General features: G+C 70.8%; 26 protein-coding genes. 14 read left to right on the forward strand and 12 right to left on the reverse strand.

Translation table 11 applies throughout. The features are described from left to right. The first annotated feature begins 7 nt into the window (after positions 1–7). From gluQRS to egtD, 5 genes are read left to right on the forward strand one after another with little or no spacing between them, the layout of a single operon-like run. A complete protein-coding gene (gluQRS, locus tag HBH26_RS06505; RefSeq protein WP_168133780.1) occupies positions 8–829 on the forward strand; it encodes a tRNA glutamyl-Q(34) synthetase GluQRS in 822 nt (273 codons plus the stop codon). Beyond that, on the forward strand, positions 826–1,056 hold the full coding sequence (locus HBH26_RS06510; protein WP_168133781.1) for a twin transmembrane helix small protein: 231 nt from the start codon (positions 826–828) through the stop codon (positions 1,054–1,056). Before gluQRS ends, HBH26_RS06510 begins: the two co-directional genes overlap by 4 nt. Before the next feature lie 7 nt (positions 1,057–1,063). Further along, a complete protein-coding gene (locus HBH26_RS06515) occupies positions 1,064–1,621 on the forward strand; it encodes a cob(I)yrinic acid a,c-diamide adenosyltransferase (protein ID WP_168133782.1) in 558 nt (185 codons plus the stop codon). A 58-nt stretch (positions 1,622–1,679) separates the two neighbouring features. After that, positions 1,680–2,939 carry an ergothioneine biosynthesis protein EgtB gene (gene egtB, locus HBH26_RS06520; RefSeq protein ID WP_420824980.1) on the forward strand — a complete coding sequence of 420 codons (1,260 nt, stop codon included), beginning with the start codon at positions 1,680–1,682 and terminating at the stop codon, positions 2,937–2,939. Between the two features lie 2 nt (positions 2,940–2,941). Further along, entirely contained in the window at positions 2,942–3,919 is a 978-nt protein-coding gene (egtD, locus tag HBH26_RS06525; RefSeq protein ID WP_168133783.1) for an L-histidine N(alpha)-methyltransferase, read from the forward strand. A 238-nt stretch (positions 3,920–4,157) separates the two neighbouring features. On the opposite strand, the gene glmM is transcribed toward egtD, so the two are convergent. Further along, positions 4,158–5,498, reverse strand: coding sequence for a phosphoglucosamine mutase (gene glmM / locus HBH26_RS06530; protein ID WP_168133784.1), 1,341 nt, complete (start codon positions 5,496–5,498; stop codon positions 4,158–4,160). A gap of 59 nt (positions 5,499–5,557) precedes the next feature. Between glmM and HBH26_RS06535 the strand changes: the two genes are divergently transcribed. Beyond that, a complete protein-coding gene (locus HBH26_RS06535; RefSeq protein ID WP_168133785.1) occupies positions 5,558–6,817 on the forward strand; it encodes a dicarboxylate/amino acid:cation symporter in 1,260 nt (419 codons plus the stop codon). Beyond that, positions 6,795–7,790 (forward strand): aldo/keto reductase, encoded by a 996-nt coding sequence (locus HBH26_RS06540; protein ID WP_168133786.1) that lies wholly within the window; start codon positions 6,795–6,797, stop codon positions 7,788–7,790. Before HBH26_RS06535 ends, HBH26_RS06540 begins: the two co-directional genes overlap by 23 nt. 26 nt (positions 7,791–7,816) lie before the next feature. Here the strand turns inward: HBH26_RS06540 and HBH26_RS06545 are convergent, their stop codons facing one another. From HBH26_RS06545 to rpsF, 4 genes are all read right to left on the reverse strand, one after another. Then, the gene (locus HBH26_RS06545; protein WP_168133787.1) at positions 7,817–8,773 is read right to left on the reverse strand and encodes a cation diffusion facilitator family transporter; all 957 of its coding nucleotides are present in this window, start codon (positions 8,771–8,773) and stop codon (positions 7,817–7,819) included. Positions 8,774–9,273: 500 nt separating this feature from the next. Then, a complete protein-coding gene (gene rplI / locus HBH26_RS06550) occupies positions 9,274–9,873 on the reverse strand; it encodes a 50S ribosomal protein L9 (RefSeq protein ID WP_168133788.1) in 600 nt (199 codons plus the stop codon). Between the two features lie 13 nt (positions 9,874–9,886). Continuing rightward, entirely contained in the window at positions 9,887–10,111 is a 225-nt protein-coding gene (gene rpsR, locus HBH26_RS06555; protein ID WP_007403456.1) for a 30S ribosomal protein S18, read from the reverse strand. After that, positions 10,111–10,527, reverse strand: a complete 417-nt coding sequence (gene rpsF, locus HBH26_RS06560; RefSeq protein WP_168133789.1) for a 30S ribosomal protein S6 — start codon at positions 10,525–10,527, stop codon at positions 10,111–10,113. The genes rpsR and rpsF overlap by 1 nt, the downstream gene beginning before the upstream one ends. A 162-nt stretch (positions 10,528–10,689) precedes the next feature. Here rpsF and HBH26_RS06565 point away from each other — a divergent pair, with 162 nt between their 5' ends. The 7 genes from HBH26_RS06565 (at position 10,690) to mltG (ending at position 17,176) form a co-directional block, all read left to right on the forward strand. Then, complete coding sequence (locus HBH26_RS06565) at positions 10,690–12,138, forward strand: glycosyltransferase family 39 protein (protein ID WP_168133790.1); 1,449 nt, start codon at positions 10,690–10,692, stop codon at positions 12,136–12,138. 67 nt (positions 12,139–12,205) lie between these two features. Continuing rightward, positions 12,206–13,165, forward strand: coding sequence for an ACP S-malonyltransferase (fabD, locus tag HBH26_RS06570; RefSeq protein ID WP_168133791.1), 960 nt, complete (start codon positions 12,206–12,208; stop codon positions 13,163–13,165). A 29-nt stretch (positions 13,166–13,194) separates the two neighbouring features. Beyond that, positions 13,195–13,611: a GxxExxY protein gene (locus HBH26_RS06575; protein ID WP_168133792.1), complete on the forward strand. Its 417-nt coding sequence runs from the start codon at positions 13,195–13,197 to the stop codon at positions 13,609–13,611. Between the two features lie 12 nt (positions 13,612–13,623). After that, entirely contained in the window at positions 13,624–14,361 is a 738-nt protein-coding gene (gene fabG, locus HBH26_RS06580; protein ID WP_168133793.1) for a 3-oxoacyl-[acyl-carrier-protein] reductase, read from the forward strand. Positions 14,362–14,476: 115 nt separating this feature from the next. Continuing rightward, positions 14,477–14,713 (forward strand): acyl carrier protein, encoded by a 237-nt coding sequence (locus tag HBH26_RS06585; RefSeq protein ID WP_168133794.1) that lies wholly within the window; start codon positions 14,477–14,479, stop codon positions 14,711–14,713. 155 nt (positions 14,714–14,868) lie between these two features. Further along, complete coding sequence (fabF, locus tag HBH26_RS06590; RefSeq protein WP_168133795.1) at positions 14,869–16,128, forward strand: beta-ketoacyl-ACP synthase II; 1,260 nt, start codon at positions 14,869–14,871, stop codon at positions 16,126–16,128. Positions 16,129–16,210: 82 nt separating this feature from the next. Further along, positions 16,211–17,176, forward strand: a complete 966-nt coding sequence (gene mltG, locus HBH26_RS06595; RefSeq protein ID WP_168133796.1) for an endolytic transglycosylase MltG — start codon at positions 16,211–16,213, stop codon at positions 17,174–17,176. Between the two features lie 7 nt (positions 17,177–17,183). Here mltG and HBH26_RS06600 read toward each other — a convergent pair whose 3' ends face one another. The 7 genes from HBH26_RS06600 to zwf all read right to left on the reverse strand — a co-directional run bounded on the left by HBH26_RS06600 (position 17,184) and on the right by zwf (position 23,924). Beyond that, the gene (locus HBH26_RS06600) at positions 17,184–17,567 is read right to left on the reverse strand and encodes a hypothetical protein (protein WP_168133797.1); all 384 of its coding nucleotides are present in this window, start codon (positions 17,565–17,567) and stop codon (positions 17,184–17,186) included. 28 nt (positions 17,568–17,595) lie between these two features. Further along, a complete protein-coding gene (locus tag HBH26_RS06605; RefSeq protein WP_168133798.1) occupies positions 17,596–17,982 on the reverse strand; it encodes a hypothetical protein in 387 nt (128 codons plus the stop codon). Positions 17,983–18,054: 72 nt separating this feature from the next. Further along, positions 18,055–18,639, reverse strand: coding sequence for a bifunctional 4-hydroxy-2-oxoglutarate aldolase/2-dehydro-3-deoxy-phosphogluconate aldolase (gene eda / locus HBH26_RS06610; protein ID WP_168133944.1), 585 nt, complete (start codon positions 18,637–18,639; stop codon positions 18,055–18,057). 38 nt (positions 18,640–18,677) lie between these two features. Continuing rightward, the gene (glk, locus tag HBH26_RS06615; RefSeq protein ID WP_168133799.1) at positions 18,678–19,643 is read right to left on the reverse strand and encodes a glucokinase; all 966 of its coding nucleotides are present in this window, start codon (positions 19,641–19,643) and stop codon (positions 18,678–18,680) included. Between the two features lie 125 nt (positions 19,644–19,768). After that, entirely contained in the window at positions 19,769–21,580 is a 1,812-nt protein-coding gene (edd, locus tag HBH26_RS06620) for a phosphogluconate dehydratase (protein ID WP_168133945.1), read from the reverse strand. Between the two features lie 130 nt (positions 21,581–21,710). Beyond that, on the reverse strand, positions 21,711–22,418 hold the full coding sequence (gene pgl / locus HBH26_RS06625) for a 6-phosphogluconolactonase (RefSeq protein ID WP_420824981.1): 708 nt from the start codon (positions 22,416–22,418) through the stop codon (positions 21,711–21,713). Positions 22,419–22,460: 42 nt separating this feature from the next. Beyond that, on the reverse strand, positions 22,461–23,924 hold the full coding sequence (gene zwf, locus HBH26_RS06630; RefSeq protein WP_168133800.1) for a glucose-6-phosphate dehydrogenase: 1,464 nt from the start codon (positions 23,922–23,924) through the stop codon (positions 22,461–22,463). Positions 23,925–23,952: the final 28 nt, after the last annotated feature.

The following is a 23,952-nucleotide window of genomic DNA, read 5'->3' on the forward strand; positions in this document are numbered from 1 at the left end:
GCATGGCATGACGGTGGTGACGCGGTTCGCGCCGTCGCCGACCGGGCGGCTGCACCTGGGCCACGCCTGGTCGGCGATCCTGTCGCACGATTTCGCGCGGGCGCGGGGTGGTCGGTTCCTGCTGCGGATCGAGGATATCGACGGGACGCGCAGCCGGGCGGAGCATGTTGCGACGATCGTCGAGGACCTGCGCTGGCTGGGGCTGTCGTGGGACGCGGACGTGGTGTTCCAGTCGGCGCGGCTGGCGCGCTACGCGGCGGCGCTGGCGCGGCTGCGCGCGATGGGGCTGCTGTATCGCTGCTACTGCACCCGCGCGGAGATCGCGGAGGCGATGAGCGCGCCGCACGGGGCGGTGGCGGTCTATCCCGGCACGTGCCGCGGGGCGCCGGAGCGGGACGCGCCGTTCTGCTGGCGGATCGACATGGCGGCGGCGGTGGAACGCGCGGGGGCGCTCGACTGGACCGACCACGGGCGCCCGATCGTCGCCGATCCCGCCGCGCAGGGCGACGTGGTGCTGGCGCGCAAGGACGCGCCGGCGAGCTACCACCTGGCCGTCACCGTCGACGACGCGGCGCAGGGGGTGAGCGACGTGGTGCGCGGCGTCGACCTGTTCGCGGCGACGCACGTCCACCGCCTGCTCCAGGCGCTGCTGGACCTGCCGACCCCGGCGTACCACCACCACCCGCTGCTGGCCGGCGCGGACGGTGAGCGGCTGGCCAAGCGCCACGGGGCGCCCGCGCTGGCGGCAATGCGCGCGGCGGGAGAGGACGGCGCGGCGGTCGCGGCACGATTGCGCGCGGGGGTCGGCGTGCCTACATCCGGCCCATGAACACCTTCCTCGTCATCCTGCTGGTCGCCGCGATGATCGCCACGGTGGTCGCGCTGGTGCGCGGCATCGTCTCCTTCCTGTCCGAAGCGAGCGCGGAGGCGCGCGGGCAGGGCGGCCCCACCGCGGCGCAGCTGAAATCCAACCGCATGATGCAGATGCGCATCTTCTTTCAGGCGCTGGCGATCCTGATCGTGGTCGTTATCCTGTTCGCCGCCGGGCGTACCTGATCCTCCCTTGGTCAAGCTGAACCGCATCTACACCCGCACCGGCGACGCCGGGACGACGGGGCTGGTCGACGGCAGCCGCGTGTCCAAGGCGGACGCGCGGATGGTGGCGATCGGCGAGGTGGACGAGGCGAACAGCGCGATCGGCGTCGCCATCGGCACGGTGGCGGATGCCGGATTGGCGGCGCTGCTGACGCGGGTGCAGAACGACCTGTTCGACCTGGGGGCCGACCTGGCGACGCCGGGTGAGGATTTCGCGCCGTCGGAGGTGGTGCTGCGCATCGTACCCGCGCAGGTCGCGCGGCTGGAGGCGGAGATCGACGCGCTGAACGCGGACGTGCCGCCGCTGACCAGCTTCGTCCTGCCGGGCGGGGCGGCGGCGCCGCTGCACCTGGCGCGCGCGATCGTGCGCCGGGCGGAGCGCGCCGTGGTGGCGATGGGGGCGGACGCCAACCCGCAGGCGCTCGCGTATCTCAACCGCCTGTCCGATCTTCTGTTCGTCGCCTGCCGGAAAATGAACCAAGATCAAGGTGGAGACGTTCTATGGCAGCCGGGCGCGCAGCGCTGAGACGGTAGCCGACGCTTCCCGATCCGAAGCGCCGCAAGGGGTGGGGAGCGAAGCGGCCATGTCGACACGTCCTGCGATGCTGGCCATGCCGCGTCCGCTCGCCGCCCTGTTCGCCGAGGTCCGGGCGCGCACGGTCGCGCTGACGGCGCCGCTGTCCGACGCGGACGCCAGCGTCCAGTCGATGGAGGACGCCAGCCCCGCCAAATGGCACCTGGCGCACACCACCTGGTTCTTCGAGACGTTCGTGCTGCGCGACCATGTGGCGGGCTATCGCCTGCACGATGAGCGCTTCCCCTTCCTGTTCAACAGCTATTACGAGGCGGAAGGCCGCCGCCACGCGCGCGGGCGCCGCGGCATGGTGACGCGTCCGACGCTGGACGAGGTGCTGGCGTATCGCGCCGCGGTGGACGCGGCGATGGAGGCGGCGTTCGACGACCTGTCCGCCGATGCGCAGGCGCTGGTGCGGCTGGGCTGCCACCACGAGGAGCAGCACCAGGAACTGCTGGTGACGGACATTCTCCACCTGTTCGGCGAGAACCCGCTGGAACCCGCGCTGTTCGCGCCCGCCCCCAAGGTGCCGGTGGCGATGCCCGGTGCGATGGGATGGATCGAGAGCGCGGAGCGGATCGTCGAGATCGGGCACGAGGGGCGCCGCTTCGGTTTCGACTGCGAGGGGCCGCGCCACCGCGCGCTGCTGCCCGCGCACGCCATCGCCGACCGGACGGTAACGAACGGCGAGTGGCAGGCGTTCATCGCCGACGGCGGCTATCGCGACCCGCGGCTGTGGCTGGCGGACGGCTGGGCCTGGGTGCAGCGCGAGGGCGTGGACGCGCCGATGTACTGGGAGGAGAGGGGCGGCACGTGGACGCGCTTCGGGCTGGACGGGCGGCGCCCCGTCGATCCCGCCGCGCCGGTGACGCACGTGAGCCTGTACGAGGCGGACGCGTTCGCCACCTGGGCCGGCGCGCGGCTGCCGACCGAGTTCGAGTGGGAGGCCGCCGCCGCGGCGCACGACCCGTGCGGGGGCAACCAACTGGATACCGCCGGCGCGGTCGAGCCGCGGCCGGCGGCGGGTGGCCCGGCGTTCTTCGGCGACGTATGGGAATGGACCGGGTCCGCCTATCGCCCGTACCCCGGCTTCCGCACCGTCGAGGGCGCGGTGGGCGAGTATAACGGCAAGTTCATGAGCGGGCAGTTCGTGTTGCGCGGCGGCAGCTGCGCCACGCCGCGCGGGCACGTGCGCGCGAGCTACCGCAACTTCTTCTACCCGCACCAGCGCTGGCAATTCACCGGCGTGCGCCTGGCCAAGGACATCTGACCATGCTGAAGCCCGAGATCGAGGACGGACAGGCCAGCCTCGCCGACCCGCAGTTCCGCGCCGACGTGCTGGCCGGGCTCGCCCGCCGCCCACGCGCGATCCCGGCGCGCTGGTTCTACGACCATCGGGGGTCCGAGCTGTTCGAGGAGATCACCCAGCTCCCCGAATATTATCCGACGCGCACCGAGACTGCGCTGCTGCGCTCGCTGTGCGGCGACTTGCCACAGCTGACCGGCGAGGGACGCGCGGTGGTGGAATTCGGCAGCGGATCGTCGGTGAAGACGCCGATCGTGCTCGAATGCGTGAAGCCGTCCGCCTATGTGCCGATCGACATTTCCGGCGAGTTCCTGCGTGAATCCTCGCGCACGCTGTCGGCGGCCTTCCCGGATCTGCTGGTGCTGCCGTTCGAGGCCGATTTCACCCGACCGCTGACGCTGCCGCGCACGATTGCCGGCGCGCCCAAGCTGGGCTTCTTCCCCGGCTCCACGATCGGCAATCTGACGCCGTGGGCGGCGACCGACCTGCTGCGCGCGATGCGCGCCTCGCTGGGCGAGGGGGCGATGCTGCTGATCGGCATGGACCGGATCAAGGCGCCCGAGGTGCTGGTGCCCGCCTATGACGACGCGGCGGGGGTGACGGCGCGGTTCAACCTGAACCTGCTGGAGCGCATCAACCGCGAGCTGGACGGCGACGTCCCGATCGACGCCTTCCGCCACGAGGCGCGCTGGAACGACGACCGTGCGCGGATCGAGATGCACTTGACGGCGACGCGCGACGCCGCGTTCCACGTCGACGGCCGCCCCTTCGCCATCGCCGCGGGCGAGTCGATCCACACGGAGAACAGCCACAAATACGGCCCGCGCGACGCGCGCATCCTGCTGCGCGGCGGCGGGTGGACGCCGCTGCGCGAGTGGACCGACGACGACGGGCGGTTCGCCGTCATCCTGGCGGAGGCGCAGGCGGAGCGCGTGGCGCCTTAGGCGACGGTGGGCGCGAAGACACGAAGTAGGAAGGAAAAAGGCGGTTCGCGCAGAGGCGCAGAGACGCAGAGGGAGTTCGGCCTTGGCGACGTCTCGCGTCAGCGCGACAGGATCAGCTTTCAGCGCCGGTTCCTGAGCCGCCTGCGGCGACTCGCCCTACAGCAGCAGGCGGATCTCTCGCGCCTCCGCGCCTCCGCGCGATTCAATCTCCTTCTCCTCCGCGCGTTCGCGTGAACCGCTACGTCGCCGCCGCCTTTACCGCGTCGCAGATGCGGTCGACCACGCGCTCCACCTGCTGGCTGTTGTCGCCTTCCGCCATCACGCGGATGACGGGTTCGGTGCCGGACGGGCGGATGACGAGGCGGCCGGCGCCCTTCAGTTCGGCCTCCGCCTGTGCGATCACCGCCTTCACCGCCTCGGCCTCCAGCGGCCGGCCGCCGGCGAAGCGCACGTTTTTCAGCAATTGCGGCAGCGGCTCGAAGCGGTGGAGCACCTCGCTCGCTGGGGCGCCCTGGCGCTTGATCTCGGCAAGGATCTGAAGCGCGGCGACCAAGCCGTCGCCGGTGGTGGCATAGTCGCTGAGGATGATGTGACCCGACTGCTCCCCGCCGACGTTGTAACCGCGCGCGCGCATCGCCTCCAGCACGTGGCGGTCGCCCACCTGCGTGCGGACCAGGCCGATGCCCTGCGCGGCGAGGTGGCGTTCGAGGCCGAGGTTGGACATGACGGTGGCGACCAGCCCGCCGCCCGCCAGCGCGCCGCGCCGCGCCCAGCCGGTGGCGATCGTCGCCATCAGCTGGTCGCCGTCGATCACGCGGCCCTTCTCGTCCACCACGATCAGCCGGTCGGCGTCGCCGTCGAGCGCGATGCCGAGGTGCGCGCCGTGCTCCACCACCGCCTGCGACAGCGCCTGCGGATGGGTGGAGCCGATGCGGTCGTTAATGTTGAGGCCGTTGGGATTGACGCCGATCGATACGAGGTCGGCGCCCAGTTCCCACAGCGCCTCGGGCGCGACCTGATAGGCGGCGCCGTTCGCGCAATCGACCACCACCTTCAGCCCGTCCAGCGTCATGTCGGCGGGGAAGGTGGACTTGGCGAAGTGGATATAGCGGCCGCGCGCATCCTCGATCCGCTTCGCCCGCCCGATCTCGCCCGAGGGCGCCAGCGTGACGTCGCCGTCGATGGCGGCCTCGATCGCCTCCTCGTCCGCGTCGGACAGCTTGAAGCCGTCGGGCCCGAACAGCTTGATCCCGTTGTCGGCGAAGGGATTGTGGCTGGCGGAGATCATGACGCCCATGTCGGCGCGCATCGACTTCGTCAGCATCGCGACCGCGGGCGTGGGCATGGGACCGACCAGCGTCACGTCCATGCCGACGCTGGTGAAGCCCGCCTGCAGCGCGCTTTCCAGCATGTAGCCGGACAGGCGCGTGTCCTTGCCGATGACGACGCGGTGGCGGTGGTCGCCGCGCAGGAAGTGGCGGCCGGCCGCCATGCCGACCTTCATCGCCATCTGCGCCGTCATCGCGCCCGCGTTGGTCAGCCCGCGGATGCCGTCGGTGCCGAAATATTTCCTTGCCATGCGCCCACCCTTCGCCTTCGCTGCGCGGCCTTTAGTCCGAACGCGTGAAAAGAGCGAGAATGTCGCAAGCCACCCGCATCCTGTTGTCGCTCGTCGCGGGCCTTCTCGCCGGAATCGCGCTCGCCGCCTTCGCGCCGGGGGCGGTGGAGCCGGTGGCGGAGGTGGCGCAGCCGATCGGAACGGCGTGGCTGAACGGGTTGCAGATGACGATCGTGCCGCTGGTCGTCAGCCTGCTCGTCACCGGCATCGCCGCGACGGCGCAGGCGGCCAGCGCGGGGCGGCTGGCGGCGCGCGCGATCGGACTGTACCTGGCGATGATGACGGCGTCGGCGGTGCTCGCCTCGCTGCTGACGCCGCTGCTGCTGGAGCTGTTCCCCATCCCCGCGGCCTCCGCCGCCAGCCTGCGCGGGGCACTGTCCGACCTCGGCCCGGTCCCGCCCTCGCCCAAGCTGGGCGACTTCATCGCCGCGGTGGTCCCCGCCAACGTGGTCAAGGCGGCGGCGGAAAGCAGCTTCCTGTCGCTGATCGTCTTCACGCTGATCTTCGCCTTCGCGATCCTGCGCGCGTCGGCGGAGGCGCGCGACCTGCTGGTGCGGTTCTTCACCGCGCTTCGCGACGTGATGCTGATCGTGATCGACTGGGTGCTCTACGCCGCGCCGGTGGGCGTCGGCGCGCTGGCGCTGGTGGTCGGCGCGCGCGCGGGAACGGGGGCGTTCGGCGCGCTGGTCCATTACATCCTGATCGTCTCCGCGGTGGGCTGGATCATCACGATCGCGGCCTATCCGCTGGGCATCCTCGGCGGCCGGGTCTCGCCGGGGCGGTTCGCGCGCGGGCTGCTGCCGGCGCAGGCGGTCGCGGTGAGCACGCAATCCTCGCTCGGCTCGCTGCCCGCGATGCTGGAAGGTGCGCGCGGGCTGGGCGTGCCCGTGACCACCGCGGGCGTGACGCTGCCGATCGCGGTCGCGATCCTGCGCGCGACCGGGCCGGCGATGAACCTGGCGGTGGCGATCTATGTCGCGACGTGGTTCGGCGTCGCGATCCCGCCCGCGATCATGGCGACCGCCGTCATCGTCGCGACGCTGACGTCGCTCGGCTCGGTCAGCCTGCCCGGCAGCGTCAGCTTCCTGTCCGCCATCTCGCCGATCGCCTCCACCATCGGCGCACCGGTGGCGCCGCTCGGCCTGCTGGTGGCGGTGGAGACGCTGCCCGACATCACGCGGACGCTCGGAAACGTGACGATGGACGTCGCCACCACCGTGCTGCTCGCGCGTTGGAACGGCGATGAGGAGAGTGGCGATGCAGACGAGGTACCTGGGTGAGCTGGCCGTATTCGCGATCGGCATCGGCTGCATGCCGATGGCGGGCGTGACGAAGGGCATGTACGGCGAGGCGGACGAGGGCGAGAGCATCGCCACCATCCACCGGGCGATCGACCTGGGCGTGACCTTCTTCGACACCGCGGAGGTCTATGGCCCGCACGCCAACGAAGAGCTGCTGGGCCGCGCGATCAGCGGAAAGCGCGAGGGGCTGGTGATCGCCACCAAGTTCGGCTTCCGCATCGGCACGGACGGCGGGCCGCCCACGGGCGTCGATTCCTCGCCCGAGAACGTGCGGCGCGCGTGCGAGGGGTCGCTACGGCGGCTCGGCATCGAGACGATCGACCTCTACTACCAGCATCGCGTGGATCCCGCGGTGCCGATCGAGGAGACCGTGGGCGCGATGGCGGAGCTGGTGCGCGAGGGCAAGGTGCGGCACCTGGGCCTGTCGGAGGCGGGGGCGGGCACGCTTCGGCGCGCGGCGGCGGTGCATCCGATCGCGGCGTTGCAGAGCGAATACTCCCTGTGGGAGCGCGACGTCGAAACCGAAATCCTGCCGGTCGCGCGCGAGCTGGGCGTCGGCTTCGTGCCCTATTCGCCGCTCGGCCGCGGCTTCCTGACGGGGCAGATCGCATCGCGTGCGGACCTGCCGGCGGGCGACTATCGCCTGAACGATCCGCGCTACTCCGAGGAGAATTTCGACCGCAATCTGGCGATCGTCGACGTGGTGAAGACCATCGCCGCGCGCCACGGTGCCAGCGCGGCGCAGGTGGCGCTGGCGTGGCTGCTGGCGCAGGGGGAGGACGTGGTGCCGATCCCCGGCAGCAAGCGGCGCACGACGATGGAGGACAGCGTGAAGGCCGCCGCCGTGACGCTGGACGCCGACGACCTCGCCCGGCTGGACGCCGCCGCGCCGCGCGGGAAGACGGCCGGGCCGCGCTACGGCGAGCGGATGATGGCGATGACGCGGCTCTGATATCCTCCCCGTGCCGGAGAGGAGACTCAGACCCGATCGGCCGGCGCCAGCACGCACGCGCCGCCGGTTTCGACCTGGATCGTGGCGTGGCCGATGCCGAAGCGGTCGTGGAGCATCGCCTGCGTGGTGCGCAGGAACTCGTCGCCGGGGTGGCCGGCGGGGATGCACAGGTGCGCGGTGAGGCCCGGCTCGGTGGTGGACATCGGCCAGATGTGGAGATCGTGCACCTCGCCGACGCCGGGCAGGGCGGCGAGCGCGGCCTGCACCCTGTCATAGTCGATGCCGCGCGGGACGGCGGCGAGCGACATCTCCACCGTCTCGCGCAGCAGGCCCCAGGTCTGCGCAAAGATCACCGCGGCGATCACCAGGCTGACCAGCGGGTCGATCCAGCCGATGCCGGTCAGGTAGATCGCGATGCCGGCGACCACCACGCCGGCGGAGACCAGCGCGTCCGCCGCCATGTGCAGGTACGCGCCGCGGATGTTGACGTCGCCCTCGCGCCCGCGCGCGAACAGCCAGGCGGTGAGCGCGTTCACCGCGACACCCGCCGCGGCCACCGCGGACACGGCCAGGCCGGGGACGTGCGGCGGCTGGCCGAAGCGCTGCACCGCCTCCAGCGCGATGGCGCCGATCGCGACCAGCAGCAGCAGCGCGTTGGCGAGCGCGGCGAGGATGGTCGACCCCTTCAGCCCGTAGGTGAAGCGCTTCGACGGCGCCTTGCGCGCCAGGGCCGCCCCGCCCCAGGCGACGGCGAGGCCGAGCACGTCCGACAGGTTGTGCCCCGCATCCGCCAGCAGCGCCATCGAGCCGAACGCGAACCCCGCCGCCGCCTCCGCGGCGACATAGGCGAGGTTGAGGCCGATGCCGATCGCGAAGGCGCGGTCCCAGCGGTCGGGCGGCGCGGCGTGGCCGTGGCCGTGGCCGTGGGCATGCCCGTGGTGCTGGCCGTCGCGGTGGTGATGGTGGTGGTGGCCGTGACCCATGCGCGCGTGCGTATCACCGGCGGGGCGGGTGATGCTAGCGCATCGGGGAGCGCGGAATGGGGAGGGGCGGGCGTGCCTCGTCATAACGGGCTCGTCCCGGCATCCACGGCGCGACGTCTTCCGCGGCGGAGGGTCGCGGCACGGTGGACCCGGGACGAGCCCGGTGTGACGAGGCGGAAACAAGTCTTGCATTCAGACGGATGGATTTCCGTCAAGCCTTTTTTGCGCGGAGGCAGGAAACCATCCCGGCGGCCGCGCATTCATCGCACCGACAGCTTCGGCTGGCCGATCAGGATAGGTCAGATGAAACAAATTATGCCGCTCGTTCTAGCACTTGTCCCCTTTGCCGTCGTGTGCGGCGCGTGCGTGGCGGTGCCGTAGGAGCGCAAACGAGCCCCCCGGCGTCGCGACCCTCCCCCCCCGCTAGCGACGCCAACGGAAAGGCCCGCCGGGATCGCTCCCGGCGGGCCTTTTTGTCGCCTGCAACGGACCGGAGCGGCTTACGCCTGCTCCGGCTCCTCGGCGCGCGGCGTCTCGGCGGTGGCGCCGGGTTCCGCGTTGGGGTCGTAGTCCTCGGTGAAGCCGCCCTGGTCGCGGCCTTCCTCGAACACCTGCGCCATGACGTCGACGCCCTGCGCCTGCATCTCGGCCTCCTCGGGCGAGCGCGCGACGTTGACCTTCACCGTCACGACGACTTCGGGATGCAGCTGCACCTTCACGTCGTACACGCCGATCGCCTTGATCGGGCGATCGAGCACGACCTGCGACTTGGTCACCTTGTGACCGTCGGCCTGCAGCGCCTCCACCAGGTCGCGCACCGCGACCGAGCCGTAGAGCTGGCCGGTGTTCGACGACTGGCGGATCAGCGTGATCTGCGCGTCCTTGAAGCTGCCGGCTTCCTTCTCCGCGTCGCCGCGGCGGGCGGCGTTGTCGCTCTCGATGCGGGCGCGGTTGGCCTCGAAGACCTTCCGGTTCGCCTCGTTGGCGCGCAGCGCCTTCTTGCGCGGCAGCAGGAAGTTGCGGGCGAAGCCGTCCTTCACCTTCACCACGTCGCCGATGCCGCCGAGCTTCTCGACGCGCTCGAGCAGAATAACGTCCATCTCGATCCGCTCCTTACTTCACGACGTAGGGCAGCAGGCCCAGGTGGCGTGCGCGCTTGATCGCCTGGGCGAGCTCGCGCTGCTTCTTCGCGCTCACCGAGGTGATGCGCGAGGGGACGATCTTGCCACGCTCGGACACGAAGCCCTGGAGCAGGCGGACATCCTTATAGTCGATCCGCGGCGCGTCCTTCGCGCTGAACGGGCACGACTTGCGGCGGCGGAAAAACGGGCGCGCCATTATGCGTTCTCCTCTTCGCGCTCGCGGCGCGGACCACGATCACCCCGGTCGCCGCCGCGGTCGCCGCGGTCGCCACGACGCTCGCGGTCGCGCTCCTGCTTGCGCATCATGACGGTCGGGCCCTGCTCGTGCTCGTCCACGCGGACGGTCATGTAGCGGATCACGTCCTCGTTGATGCCGGCCTGACGCTCCAGCTCGGCGACGGTGTCGCCCGGCGCGTCGATCTCGAGCATCACGTAATGCGCCTTGCGGTTCTTCGCGATGCGATAGGCGAGGGAGCGCAGGCCCCACGTCTCGGTCTTCACGACCTTGCCACCGTGGTCGGTGACGATCTTCGTGGCGTTTTCCGCCAGCGCGTCCACTTGCGCCTGTGCCAGGTCCTGGCGCGCAAGGAACGTGTGCTCGTACAGAGCCATGCGTTCGCTTTCGTGTTGGCCGATCGCTGACATGGCCCCGTGCCATGCCCCTCCGGCTGTCGTCTTTTCCGCGCCGGCCGAGCCAGCGGGACGCGGGCCTGTAGCGGGGGACGCGCGAAAACGCAACCGGATCGAAAGGATGGCGGGCGCAGGGACGCGGGCATGGACATGCGACCGATCGACCGCCTGGAGGCGGCGCCGCGCCACGGGCTGGGGCTGGCGGCGGTGCTGATCGCCGCCGTCGCGGCGCTGGCGGCGGGATGGGTCGGGTTCATGGCCTCCGACGACGAGCTCTACTGGCACGGCGCGATGGCGTGGCTGACGCAGCCGCCGGCCGCGGGGGCGGACCATTGGTCGACGCGCTTCCCGCTGGTGCTGACGTTCGCGGGCGTGCTGCGCGTGATGGGGCAGGGGTACGCCGCCTTCGCCGTCACCGCGCTGATCTTCTACGTCCTGCTGGTCGCCGTGACGGGCGTCTATGCCGCGCGCGTCGCGGGCGCGCGGGCGGGGTGGATCGCGGCGCTGCTGACCGCCTCGCTGCCGGTGGTGGTCGGCAATGCGACCACCGTGTCGGTCGACCTGGTCGAGGCGAGCGCGCTGCTGGCCGGCGCGCTGCTGCTGGCCGACGCGGGCGCGGACCGACGCGGGCTGATGCGCGCGGGCGGGGCGGGGATGCTGTTCGGCGTCGCGATCCTGTGCCGCGAGACCAGCGTGCTGCCGCTGGCGAGCCTGGGGCTGCTGTTTCTGCACGGCCGCCCGGTGCCGCGCGTGGCGATCCTGGCGGCGGGGGCGGGCTGCGCCGTGGTGCTGGGTGGCGAGGCGCTGTTCCAATACGCGCTGACGGGCGATCCGCTGCGTCGCTGGACGATCGCCTTCCACCACGATTCGCACATCGACCGCGCCGCCAACATGGAGGGCAACGTCCTGCTGTGGCCGCCAATCGACCCGCTGCTGGTGCTGCTGGTGAACGACGATTTTGGCTGGCTGTTCTGGCTGCTGCCGGTGGCCCTCGCATCGGGCGCGACGCGCGTGCTGCTGTGGCCCGGGCGGCGGCGGCTGGTGGTGGTGGCGGCGATGGCGGCGGCGAGCTTCCTGCTGGTCGCCGCGCTCCACACCAAGCTGGTGCTGAACCCGCGCTACTTCACGCTGCCCGCGCTGGTGGCGGTGATCGTCGTCGCCGCCTCAGCCGCGCGGATGCGCGCGGGGCGGCGCGCGGCGCTGCTGGGCGCGACGGTGGGCGCGAACCTGCTGCTGCTGTCGGCGGGGAACGCGCACCCGCACTGGCCGATGGAGGCGCTGGTGCGCGCGGCGGGCGACTTCCCGCGCGAGACGGTGGCGGGACCGGCGGGCGACGTGCGCCGCGCCGCGCTGTCGCTGCGCTATGCCGGCCGCCGCAACGTGGCGGCGGCGCCGACGGCGCCGGGCGGGTTGCAGATCGCGCGTGCCGACGCGGGCGTCGCGGGGCGGATCGTCGCGCGCTATCCCTCGCCGCCGACGCGCCTGGGCGCGGTGGTGCGCGCGCTGGGCCTCGCCCCGCTGGTGCCCGCGCCGGTCGCGCGGCGGCTGTTCGCGCCCGCGCCGGACATGGTGCTGATCCGCCTGCGCGATTGACCCGGGCCGGTTGACCGCCACCGCCGCGCGCGCCTAGCAGCACCCTCCTTCGTGAAGGAGAGGTTTCATGCGCGCGTTCATCTTTCCCGGGCAGGGCAGCCAGGCCGTCGGCATGGGCGTGGCGCTCGCCGCCGCCAGTCCGCACGCGCGCGAGGTGTTCGAGGAGGTGGACGACGCGCTGGGCCAGTCGTTGCAGAAGCTGATGGCGGAAGGACCGGCGGACGAGCTGGTGCTGACGGAGAATGCGCAGCCGGCGATCATGGCGAACGCCATCGCGACGCTGCGCGTGCTGGAGCGCGAGGGCGGCGTTCGGCTGGCCGACAAGGCGGACTATGTCGCGGGCCACTCGCTGGGCGAATATAGCGCGCTGTGCGCCGCGGAGGCGCTGGACCTCGCCACCACCGCGCGCCTGCTGAAGACGCGCGGGCGCGCGATGCAGGCGGCGGTGCCGGTGGGCGAGGGCGCGATGGCCGCGCTGCTGGGCGCCGACGTCGAGAAGGCGGTGGTGATCGCGGGCGCCGCGGTGGACGCGATCCTGGCGGAGGGCGGCGAGGCGCTGGTCTGCACCGTCGCCAACGACAACGATCCGACGCAGGTCGTCCTCTCCGGCCATCGCGCGGCGGTGGAGCGCGCGGTGGCGCTGGCCAAGGAGATGGGCGCCAAGCGCGCGCTGCTGCTGCCCGTGTCGGCGCCGTTCCACTGCGCGCTGATGGAGGATGCGGCGGTGGCGATGGAGGCGGCGCTGCTGGACGCGGACCTGCGCGCGCCGCTGGTCCCCGTGTTCGCCAACGTCGACGCGGCGGCGGTGGCGGAGCCCGGCGCGATCCGCCACCTCCTCGTCCAGCAGGTGACGGGTCGGGTGCGCTGGCGCGAATCGGTGCTGGCGATGGCCGCGGCGGGGGTGACGGAGTTCGTCGAGTTCGGCGGCAAGGTGCTGGCGCCGATGGTGAAACGCATCGCGCCCGACGTGGAGGCGGTGAGCGTGGTTTCGATGCACGACGTGGAGGCGTTGGTTAAAAGGTTGTAGAGTTCTCGCGAAGACGCGAAGACGCGAAGATGGCGGATATCGAGGCAGCGGCGGCGGACGTCATCGACGTGTCGATGCGCATCCACCGCGAGCTGGGACCGGGGCTGTTGGAGAGCGTATACGAAACCGTGCTTGCCACCAAGCTTGCGCGGCTTGGCTATCGAGTGGCACGTCAGGTGCCGGTCTCCTTCTCTTTCGAGGACATGGTCTTCGATGGAGCGTTTCGCATCGACCTGCTGGTCGAGGACACGCTGCTGGTCGAAATCAAATCCGTCGACCGCTTCAATGCCGCTCATTTGAAGCAATTGCTTACCTATCTGCGCCTGACCAAGCAGCCCCTGGGGCTGCTCGTGAACTTCGGCGGAGCCACGCTTCGCGAAGGGCTTCGCCGGGTGGTGAACGGTCACGAACCCTTCGCGTCTTCGCGTCTTCGCGTGAACAAGTAAGAGGAATTTTTGATGTTCGAACTTTCCGGCATGACCGCCCTCGTCACCGGTGCCAGCGGGGGGATCGGGTCCGCGATCGCGCAGGCGCTCGCCTCGCGGGGGGCGCGGCTGGCGGTTTCGGGGTCGAACCGCGACAAGCTGGAGGCGTTTCGCGCGTCGTTGGCGGGGGATCACGTCGCCTTGCCGTGCGACCTGTCCGAGCCCTCCCAGGTGGACGCGCTGGTGCCGCAGGCGGTGGCGGCGCTGGGCAAGGTCGACATCCTCGTCAACAACGCCGGCGTCACGCGCGACAACCTGGCCATGCGGATGAAGGACGAGGAGTGGGACCAGGTGATCCGCGTCAACCTGGAGGCCGCGTTCCGGCTGATCCGCGCCGCCGCCAAGCCGATGATGAAGGCGCGGTTCGGGCGGGTCGTGTCGATCACCTCCGTGGTCGGACAGACGGGCAATCCCGGCCAGGCGAACTATGCCGCGTCCAAGGCGGGGCTGGTCGGCATGTCCAAGGCGCTGGCGCAGGAACTGGCCAGCCGCAACATCACCGTCAATTGCGTCGCCCCCGGCTTCATCCGCTCGGCGATGACCGACGCGCTGCCCGACGCCCAGAAGGAGGCGCTGACGGCGCGCATCCCCGCCGGCACGCTGGGCGAGGGGACGGACGTGGCCGCCGCGGTGGTCTATCTTTCCAGCCGCGAGGCGGGGTACGTCACCGGGCAGACGATCCACGTCAATGGCGGCATGGCGATGGTGTAGTAAGAGCCCGCCGTACGCCGAACGCCGCAACGACCGCCCTTGTCACGAAACGTCCTGCGTTCTACCTGCGTTCAGGATTAACCCAACGACCCCCCAATTCGAGAGAGGGACATTTATGAGCGAGACCGCCGACCGCGTGAAGAAGATCGTCGTCGAGCATCTCGGCGTCGAGGCCGAGAAGGTCACCGAGGACGCCAGCTTCATCGACGATCTGGGCGCGGACAGCCTCGACATCGTCGAGCTGGTGATGGCGTTCGAGGAGGAGTTCGGCGTCGAGATTCCCGACGACGCGGCGGAGAAGATCTCCACCGTGCGCGACGCGATCACCTACATCGACGAGCACAAGGGCTAAGGCCTCCCCTCTTCTTCCGTTCGCCCTGAGCTCGTCGAAGGGCTGCTCTCCTTCCCGGCGAAGGGGAGCAGAACGGGGCTTCGACAGGCTCAGCCCGAACGGGTTGGGCCTGTTTTCGCGTCCGGGCCCCGGCACAGATCACTTCGGAGAATCGTATGCGTCGCGTCGTCGTCACCGGTCTCGGCCTTGTCACTCCGCTCGGAGCCGACGTGGAGACCGCCTGGGCCAACATCCTGGCGGGCAAGTCCGGCGCCGCGCAGATCACGCGCTTCGACGCGAGCGACTACAAGTGCCGCATCGCGTGCGAGGTGAAGCCGGCAGGGCACGAGTACGGCTTCGATCCGGGCAAGCGCGTCGACCACAAGGTGCAGCGCCAGGTCGACCCCTTCATCGTCTACGGCATCGACGCCGCCAGCCAGGCGCTGGAGGACGCGGGCCTGACCGAGATGAGCGAGGCGGAACGGTTCCGCGCCGGCGCCTCGATCGGCGCGGGTATCGGCGGGCTGCCGGGCATCGAGAGCGAATCGATCGTGTTGCACGAGAAGGGGCCGGGCCGCGTCAGCCCGCATTTCGTCCACGGGCGGCTCATCAACCTCATCACCGGGCAGGTGACGATCAAGTACGGCCTGATGGGCCCCAACCACGCCGTCGTCACCGCCTGCTCCACCGGCGCGCACTCGATCGGCGACGCGGCGCGGATGATCGCGATGGACGATGCCGACGTGATGCTGGCGGGCGGCGCGGAAGGCGCGATCTGCCCGCTGGGCATCGCCGGCTTCGCGCAGGCGCGCGCGCTGTCGACCGCGTTCAACGACCAGCCGGAGAAGGCGAGCCGGCCCTACGACCGCGACCGCGACGGCTTCGTGATGGGCGAAGGCGCGGGCGTCGTCGTGCTGGAGGAATATGAGCGCGCCAAGGCGCGTGGCGCGAAGATCTACGCCGAGGTGATCGGCTACGGCCTGTCCGGCGACGCGTACCATGTGACGGCGCCGCATCCGGAAGGATCGGGCGCGTACCGGTCGATGGAGATGGCGATGCGCAAGAGCGGGCTGTCGCTCTCCGACATCGACTATATCAACGCGCACGGCACCTCCACGCCGCTGGGCGACGAGCTGGAACTGGGCGCGGTGCGGCGGCTGTTCGGCGACGCCATCGGCGGGCTGTCGATGAGCTCGACCAAGTCGGCGATCGGCCACCTGCTGGGCGGCGCGGGCGCGGTGGAGAGCATCTTCTGCATCCTGGCGCTGCGCGACCAGATCGTGCCGCCGACGCTGAACCTCGACAATCCCAGCGAGGGCTGCGCCGGCGTGGACCTGGTGCCGCACCAGGCGAAGAAGCGGAAGGTGACGGCGGTGCTGAACAATTCGTTCGGCTTCGGCGGCACGAACGCGTCGCTGGTGATGAAGGCGGTTTGACCTGAGAGCCTGACGATGTGCTCCCGCGCAGGCGGGAGCCTAGACTGGGTCCCCGCCTGTGCGGGGACACGAGGAGTGTCCGATGCGGAAGCTGGGTTGCCTCGGACTGCTGGTGGCTGTCGCCATCGCCGCCGCGCTGTGGATCGCGCAAGGGTGGAAGGGCGCCGGCCCCGCCGCCCGCCCGCTGGCCTTCACCGTGCCGCAGGGCTCGACGCTGGCGTCGGCGGCGGAGCGGCTGGAGGCGGCCGGCGCGATCCCCTCCGCCACGCGCTTCCGCCTCCAGGCGCGCGTGTTCGGTGGGGGCGGATCGATCAAGGCCGGGGAATATGAGATCCCCGCGGGCGCCAGCGCGTCGCAGATCCTGGACATCCTGCAATCCGGCAAGGCGCTCCAGCGCGTCGTCGTCGTGCCGGAGGGGCTCCCGTCCGTCATGGTGCGCGACGTGCTGCTGAAGGCGGACACGCTGACCGGCGACGTCGCGGTGCCGCGCGAGGGCAGCGTGCTGCCCGACGGCTACGCCTTCGAACGCGGCGAGACGCGCGCCGCGGTGCTGGGTCGGATGCAGGCGGCGATGACGCGCTATCTGGCGGAGGCGTGGAAGCGGCGGAAGCCCGCGACGATCGCGAAGACGCCGGAGCAGGCGATCGTCCTCGCCTCCATCGTCGAGAAGGAGACGGGCAAGCCCGAAGAGCGCCGCACCGTCGCCGCGGTCTATTCCAACCGCCTGCGGCTGGGGATGCCGTTGCAGGCCGATCCCACCGTCATCTACCCGATCACCAAGGGCCGCCCGCTCGGCCGGCGCATCCGCCAGTCGGAGCTGCGCGCGAAGAACGGGTACAACACCTATGCCAGTGCCGGGCTGCCGGTGGGGCCGATCGCCAACCCCGGGCGCCTGTCGATCGACGCGGTGCTCGACCCGGCGCAGACGAAGGCACTGTACTTCGTCGCCGACGGCACCGGCGGGCACGTCTTCGCCGACACGCTGGAACAGCACAACGCCAACGTGAAAAAATGGTACGCCATCCGCCGCGCGCGCGGCGAGATGTAGCGGCGCGTCAGGCGGCGTCGCGCCGGACCCACGCGGCGTCGATCCAGGCCAGCGCCTCGCCGTAGTCGACGAACACGCGATAGTTGGACGGCGTCAGCACCCGTCGGCCCTGCAACGCCACCAGGGCGGACGAGACCACGGTCGCGATGGGAGCGGGGTTCATCGCGGCGCTGCGCAACGACAGGTCGTGCAGTCCCGCCGCGACCTCGCCCGACTGCACCGGGCAGGCGCGCGCATCGGTGAGGATCGCGAAGCCGTCGTGCTGCTCGCGGATCCGCGCGCCGGCGGCGAACACCTCCGCACCGAAGCGCGCGAGCAATTCCGCCGACCAGAAACCGTGCATTCGGATGTAGAGGACTCGCTCGCCGGGATCGAAGTGCAGATCGTACACGGGGCGCTCCTGCTCGATAAGGACCGGATCAGGCGACGCGGCGCGATGCCGGCATGTGCGCGTCGATCCACGCCCGCGCCTCGTCGATATCGAGGAAGGTGCGGCAGTTCGGCGCGGTGAGCACGCGTTCGGACTGGAGCTTGCCCAGCATCGATCCCGCCACCGCGGCGATGGGAAAGGACGTGAGCCGCACCGCCTTGCGCATCAGCGCCTCGACCCCGCCGATCACCTCGTTCGTCTGGATCGGCGCCTGGCGCATATCGGCGAGAACGGCGACGGGCCCGTGACGAAGGCGCAACGCGGTGAACTTCGCCACCGCCTCCGCCGAGAAGGCGGCGATCGTGGCGACCGTCCAGAAACCCCAGGTGGTGATCTCCAGCGTCCGCGTCGCGTCGATATAGGCGATCTTGTACATACCTCCCGATAGACCCGGCGCACCGAAGAATTGGTTAAGCGCGGCGCCGGGATCTGCCCGAAACGGACGCGATCAACCGCGCAGCGCGGCCGCCGCGCGCGCCTTTGCCTCGATCTCCGCCGGCGTGCCGCCCGTCACCCAGCTGCCGCCGACGCACAGCACCGGCTCCGCCGCCAGCCACTCGGGCGCGCTCGCCTCGGTGATGCCGCCGGTGGGGCAGAAGCGGCACTGGTAGAAGGGCGCGGCGAGCGCCTTCAGCGCCTTGATCCCGCCGCTGGTCTCCGCCGGGAAGAACTTGAAATGGGTAAGGCCGAGGTCCAGCCCGCGCATGATGTCGCCCGCGCTCGCCACACCGGGAAGGAAGGGGATGCCGCTGGCGATCACCTTCTCGCCCAGCCGCGTCGTCAGGCCGGGGGAGACGATGAACTCGGCGCCGGCGGCCTGCACCTGATCCACCTGCTCACCGGAGACGACCGTCCCGGCGCCGACGATCGCGCCGGGCACCGTCTTCATCTCGGCGATGGCGTCGAGCGCGGCGGGGGTGCGCAGCGTCACTTCCAGCACGCGCAGCCCGCCGGCGACCAGCGCCTGGGCCAGCGGGCGCGCCTCCGCGGCGTCCTTGATGACCAGCACGGGGATGACCGGGCTGGTGCGCATGATGCTGGCGATGTCGGTCACTGTGCGTGCTCCGTCTGTTATCGGTGTTCTTGGGCAAAGGCGGCCGCGGCGCCGAACAGGCCGGGCTGGGGATGGGTGATGAGCTTGACCGGCAGCTTCGCCATCATCGACTGGAAGCGACCCTTGGCGACGAAGCGCTGGTCGAAGCCCGAGCGCAGCAGCTTGTCCTTGATGCGCAGGCCAAGGCCCCCGGCGATCACCACGCCCGCGGCGCCGTGCGCGAGCGCGAGATCGCCCGCCACCGCGCCGAGCGCGAGGCAGAAGCGGTCCAAGGCGGCGAGCGCGATGGAATCGCTGCCTTCCAGCGCCTCGGTCCAGATCGCCTTGTCGTCCTTGTGGATGTACGGGCGGCCTTCCAGCTCGGCCAGCGTCTCGTAGATGGCGACGATGGCGGGGCCGGCGACCACGCGCTCGGCGGAGACGCGGGTGAAGGTCTTGCGCAGCCGCTTCAGCAGCGCATCCTCGATCCCGTCGAGCGGGGCATAGTCCATGTGCCCGCCCTCGGTCGGCAGGACGTGATACTGGCCGTCCGTCTTGAACACCTGTGCCACGCCCAGCCCGGTGCCGGGGCCGCAGACGGTGGTGATGCCCTGGGCGGGCAGCGGCACGTCAGGGCCGCACAGATGCTCGAAATCCTCGTGCGGCAGCTGCGCAACGGCGTGGCCGATGGCACCGAAATCGTTGATGATCGTGTAGGTCGCAGCGCCGAGCCGCTCCGGGATCAGCGACGGGCGGATGACCCAGGGATTGTTGGTCAGGCGGATGACGTCGCCGGTGATCGGCGAGGCGACGGACAGCGCGGCGGCCGGGGGCAGGGTGCCGCCCTGGCGCGCGCGGAACGCCTCGTACGCGGTCTGGAGGCTGGCGTGCTCCGCGGTCTTCAGCGTCACCGGCTCGCCCAGCGCGCGCACGCGGCCGCCGTCGACCTCCGCGATGGCGAAGCGGGCATGGGTGCCACCGATATCGACCGCTACGACTTGCATTCGACTAACTCCCTCTCGCTCGCCCTCACCCTTCCGCGCCTCCGGCGCTCCCTGCCTCTCCCGCCGGGAGAGGGAAGGGGCCCGCCCGGCGCAGCCGGGTGGGAAGGGTAAGGGCGACTTTGTCGCTAGAGCCCCGCGCCCGCCAGCACCGCGCTGGCGCCCTTCTCCGCCTCGTCCGCCGCGCCGCGGAACAGGCCGAACAGCTCGCGGCCCATGCCGGTGGCCGCGGGCGGCGCCTCGGCGGGGACGCGCAGCGCCCATTCGTCGGCCGGCACCAGCACCTCCAGCGTGCCGGCTTCCGCGTCCAGCCGAACGAGGTCGCCGTCGCGGACTAGGCCGATCGGGCCGCCGCCTAGCGCTTCGGGCGAGACGTGGATCGCGGCGGGCACCTTGCCGCTGGCACCCGACATGCGGCCGTCGGTGACGAGCGCCACCTTGAACCCGCGGTTCTGGAGCACGCCGAGCGGGGGGGTCAGCTTGTGCAACTCCGGCATCCCGTTGGCGCGCGGACCCTGGAAGCGAACGACGACGACGACGTCGCGCTCCAGCTCGCCATTCCTGAACGCCTCCAGCACCTCAAGCTGGTCGGCGAAGACGCGCGCGGGCGCCTCGATCACCCAGCGGTCGCGCTCCACCGCGGAGACCTTGATGCAGGCGCGGCCGATGTTGCCGGTCAGGATGCGCATCCCGCCGTCGGGCGCGAAGGGGGCGGCCGGGGTGCGCAGGATGGTGTCGTCGCCGCTCGGCCCGGCCGGCTGCCACGCCAGCGTCTCGCCGTCGAGCACCGGGCGCTCGCCATAGGCGGCGAGGTCCGCGCCCGCGACGGTCATGATGTCGCGGTGGAGGTGGCCCGAGGCGATCAGCTCCCTGATGACGAAGGGCATCCCGCCCGCCGCCTCGAACCCGTTCACGTCGGCCGACCCGTTGGGATAGACGCGCGCGATCAGCGGAGTGGCGCCGGACAGCCGGTCCATGTCCTCCCAGTCGATCACGATCCCCGCCGCGCGCGCGATGGCGGGCAGGTGGAGGAGATGGTTGGTCGAGCCGCCGGTGGCGAGCAGGCCCACCGCGGCGTTGACGATCGCCTTCTCGTCCACGCACAGCCCCAGCGGGCGGTAATCGTCGCCGCGCCAGCCGATCGCGGCCAGCCGCTGCGTCGCGGCGCGGGTCAATTGCTGGCGCAGCTTCGTGCCCGGGTTGACGAAGGCGGCGCCGGGCATGTGGAGGCCCATCACCTCCATCATCATCTGGTTGGTGTTGGCGGTGCCGTAGAAGGTGCAGGTGCCCTGCGAATGATAGGCGGCGATCTCCGCCTCCAGCAGCTCCTCGCGCCCGCAATCGCCGGTGGCGTAGCGCTCGCGCACCGCGGCCTTGGCCTTGTTCGGCAGGCCCGAGGGCATCGGTCCGCCGGGGATCAGCACCATCGGCAGGTGGCCGAAGCGCAGCGCGCCCATCAGCAGGCCGGGCACGATCTTGTCGCAGATGCCGAGCAGCGCCGCCCCCTCGAACGTGCCATGGCTGAGCGCGACCGCGGTGGACAGCGCGATCGTGTCGCGGCTGAACAGCGACAGCTCCATGCCGGCATAGCCCTGCGTCACGCCGTCGCACATCGCGGGCACGCCGCCCGCCACCTGCGCGGTCGCGCCCACCTCGCGCGCCCACACCTTCATCAATTCCGGATAGCGGTAATAGACCGCGTGGGCCGACAGCATGTCGTTGTAGGCGGTGACGATGCCGATGTTCATCGCGTCGCCCGGCTTCATCGCGTCGCGATCCTCCGGCGTGCCCGCATAGGCGTGGGCAAGATTCGCGCAGCCGAGCCGCGGGCGGCCGATCCACGTCTCCCGCTCGCGCTCGATCAGCGCGAGATAGGCGGCGCGGGACGCGCGCGACCGTTCGATGACGCGGTCGGTGACGGCGGAGATGGTGGGGTTCATCATGGGTCGTTCGCTAACTTCCGTTCGTGCCGAACCTAGTCGAAGCACAAGCGCCGCGCCTACCCTTCGACTTCGCTCAGGGCGAACGGAGGACGGCGGAATACGTATTCAGCGCATCGCAGCCGGCGCATCACGCCGCCCAGTGAATGTCCACCGGCAGCTCCACCTCCGCCAGCACGCGGCCGATGGGATAGGGGGAGCCGGCGCCCTCCTTGATCGCGTCCTCGATGACCTTGCGCTTCTCCTTGCCGGTAACGGCGATCATCAGCGCGCGCGCGGTGACGATGCCCTGGCGGCTGAGCGAGACACGGGCGACGGGCGCCTCGGGAGGCAGCGGATCGGGCATGACGCCCAGCGCGCGGCGCTCCTTGGGCCCGTTCAGCGCCTCGTCCAGGTCCGGTCCGGGGAAGATCGAGGCGGTGTGGCCGTCGCCGCCGACGCCCAGCAGGCACAGGTCGAGCGGCCAGTGCAGGTCGCCCAGCAGCGCGTCGGCGCTGCGGCCCGCGGCCTTGTAGTCCGGCACCGCCTTGGGCACCACGGGGATCACGCGCGCCCCCTTGGGAATGAAGGTGCGGCCCAAGGCGGTCACGTTGGACAGCGGATCGCCCAGCGGCACGATCCGCTCGTCGGTCGGCACGATCGTCACCCGCTTCCAGTCGAGCTTGGCCTTGGCCAGCTTCTCGTAGGCCGGCAGCGGCGTCTTGCCACCGGCCAGCGCGATCACCGCGGAGCCGCGTGCGTCGATCGCGCTTTCGATCACGAACTGCACGTCACCGGCGATGGCCTCCGCCAGCTCGTCCGCGTCGTCATATTCCCACCATTCGATTTCGGTCATCATTCTTCCTCTTCTCCCTCTCCCCGGTGGGAAGAGGGATCGAAACTAATCGTCCATCCACGTCACGCCGTCGCGCTCGGTCAGGGCGACGGCGGCGTTGGGGCCCCAGGTGCCGGCGGGATAGTGTTTGGGCTTGGTGCCGTTGGCTTCCCAGCCGGCGCGGATCGCGTCGATCCAGGTCCACTGGGCCTCCACCTCGTCGCGGCGCACGAACAGCGTCTGGTCGCCCTCGATCAGGTCGAGCAGCAGGCGCTCGTAGGCGATGCGGCGGCGGGTGCCGGCGAATTCGGCGTCGAGCGACAGCTTCAGCGGCACCTCGCGCAGGCGCACGCCCTCGCGGTCGAGCCCCGGTTCCTTGGCCATCACGAGCAGTTCGATATATTCCTCCGGCTGAAGGCGGATGACGAGCGTGTTGGGCTGAAGCAGCCCGCCGCGACCCGCGAACATCGAGTGGGGCACCGCCTTGAACTGGATCGCGATCTCGCTGCGGCGCACCGCCATGCGCTTGCCGGTGCGCAGGTAGAAGGGCACGCCCTGCCAGCGCCAGTTGTCGACGTGCGCCTTGATCGCGACGAACGTCTCCGTGTCCGAATCCTTGCCGAGCTCCTCGTCGTAGCCCTTGACGATCTCGCCCTTCACCGCGCCGCCGAGGTACTGGCCGGTGACGGTGCAGTGCGGCACGTCAGCGGGCGTCATCTGGCGCAGCGAGCGGAACACCTTCGCCTTCTCGTCGCGCACCTCGGTCATGTCGTAGCGGGCGGGCGGCTCCATGGCGATCAGCGCGAGCAGCTGGAGCATATGGTTGGCGACCATGTCGCGCAGAGCGCCGGCGCCCTCGTAATAACCGGCGCGATCCTCCAGCCCGACCGTCTCCGCGATCGTGATCTGCACGTTGTCGATGCCGCGCGCGTTCCACACCGGCTCGAAGAAGGAATTGCCGAAGCGCAGCGCGAGGATGTTCTGCACCGTCTCCTTGCCGAGGTAATGGTCGATGCGGAAGATCCGCTCCTCGGGAAAGACCGCGGCGACGGTGTCGTTGATCTCCCGGCTGGAGGCGAGGTCATAGCCGAGCGGCTTCTCGAGGCCGATGCGTACCGTGTCGCCGGCGAGGCCCACTTTCTCCAGCCCCTTCACCGCCGGCTCGAACAGCGAGGGCGCGGTGGACAGGAAGATGGCGAGCCCGCCGGAGACGTCGCCGATCTTGTCCGCCAGCGCCTGGAACGTGCTCTCGTCGGAGAGGTCCGCGGGCTGGAAGAACAGGCGGTCGAGGAAGCTGCCGATCGCGGCATCGTCCTTGCGGTCGGCGGGCAGGAACTCGTCCAGCGCCTCGCGCGCCTCCTTGCGGAAGCCCGCGTCGTCCAGCTCGCCGCGGGCGGAGCCGGTGATGGTCAGCGCGGCAGGCAGCAGCCCGTCGGCGTGCAGGCCGTACAGCGATGGCAGCAGCATCCGCTTCGCCAGGTCGCCGGTCGCACCGAACAGCAGCATCTTCGCTACCGGATTGCGCTGCATGATCGCTCCTTCGTCGGTTCGGCCGCGC

It is taken from the genome of Sphingomonas corticis, from assembly GCF_012035195.1.
In the GTDB taxonomy this organism is placed as follows: domain Bacteria; phylum Pseudomonadota; class Alphaproteobacteria; order Sphingomonadales; family Sphingomonadaceae; genus Sphingomonas; species Sphingomonas corticis.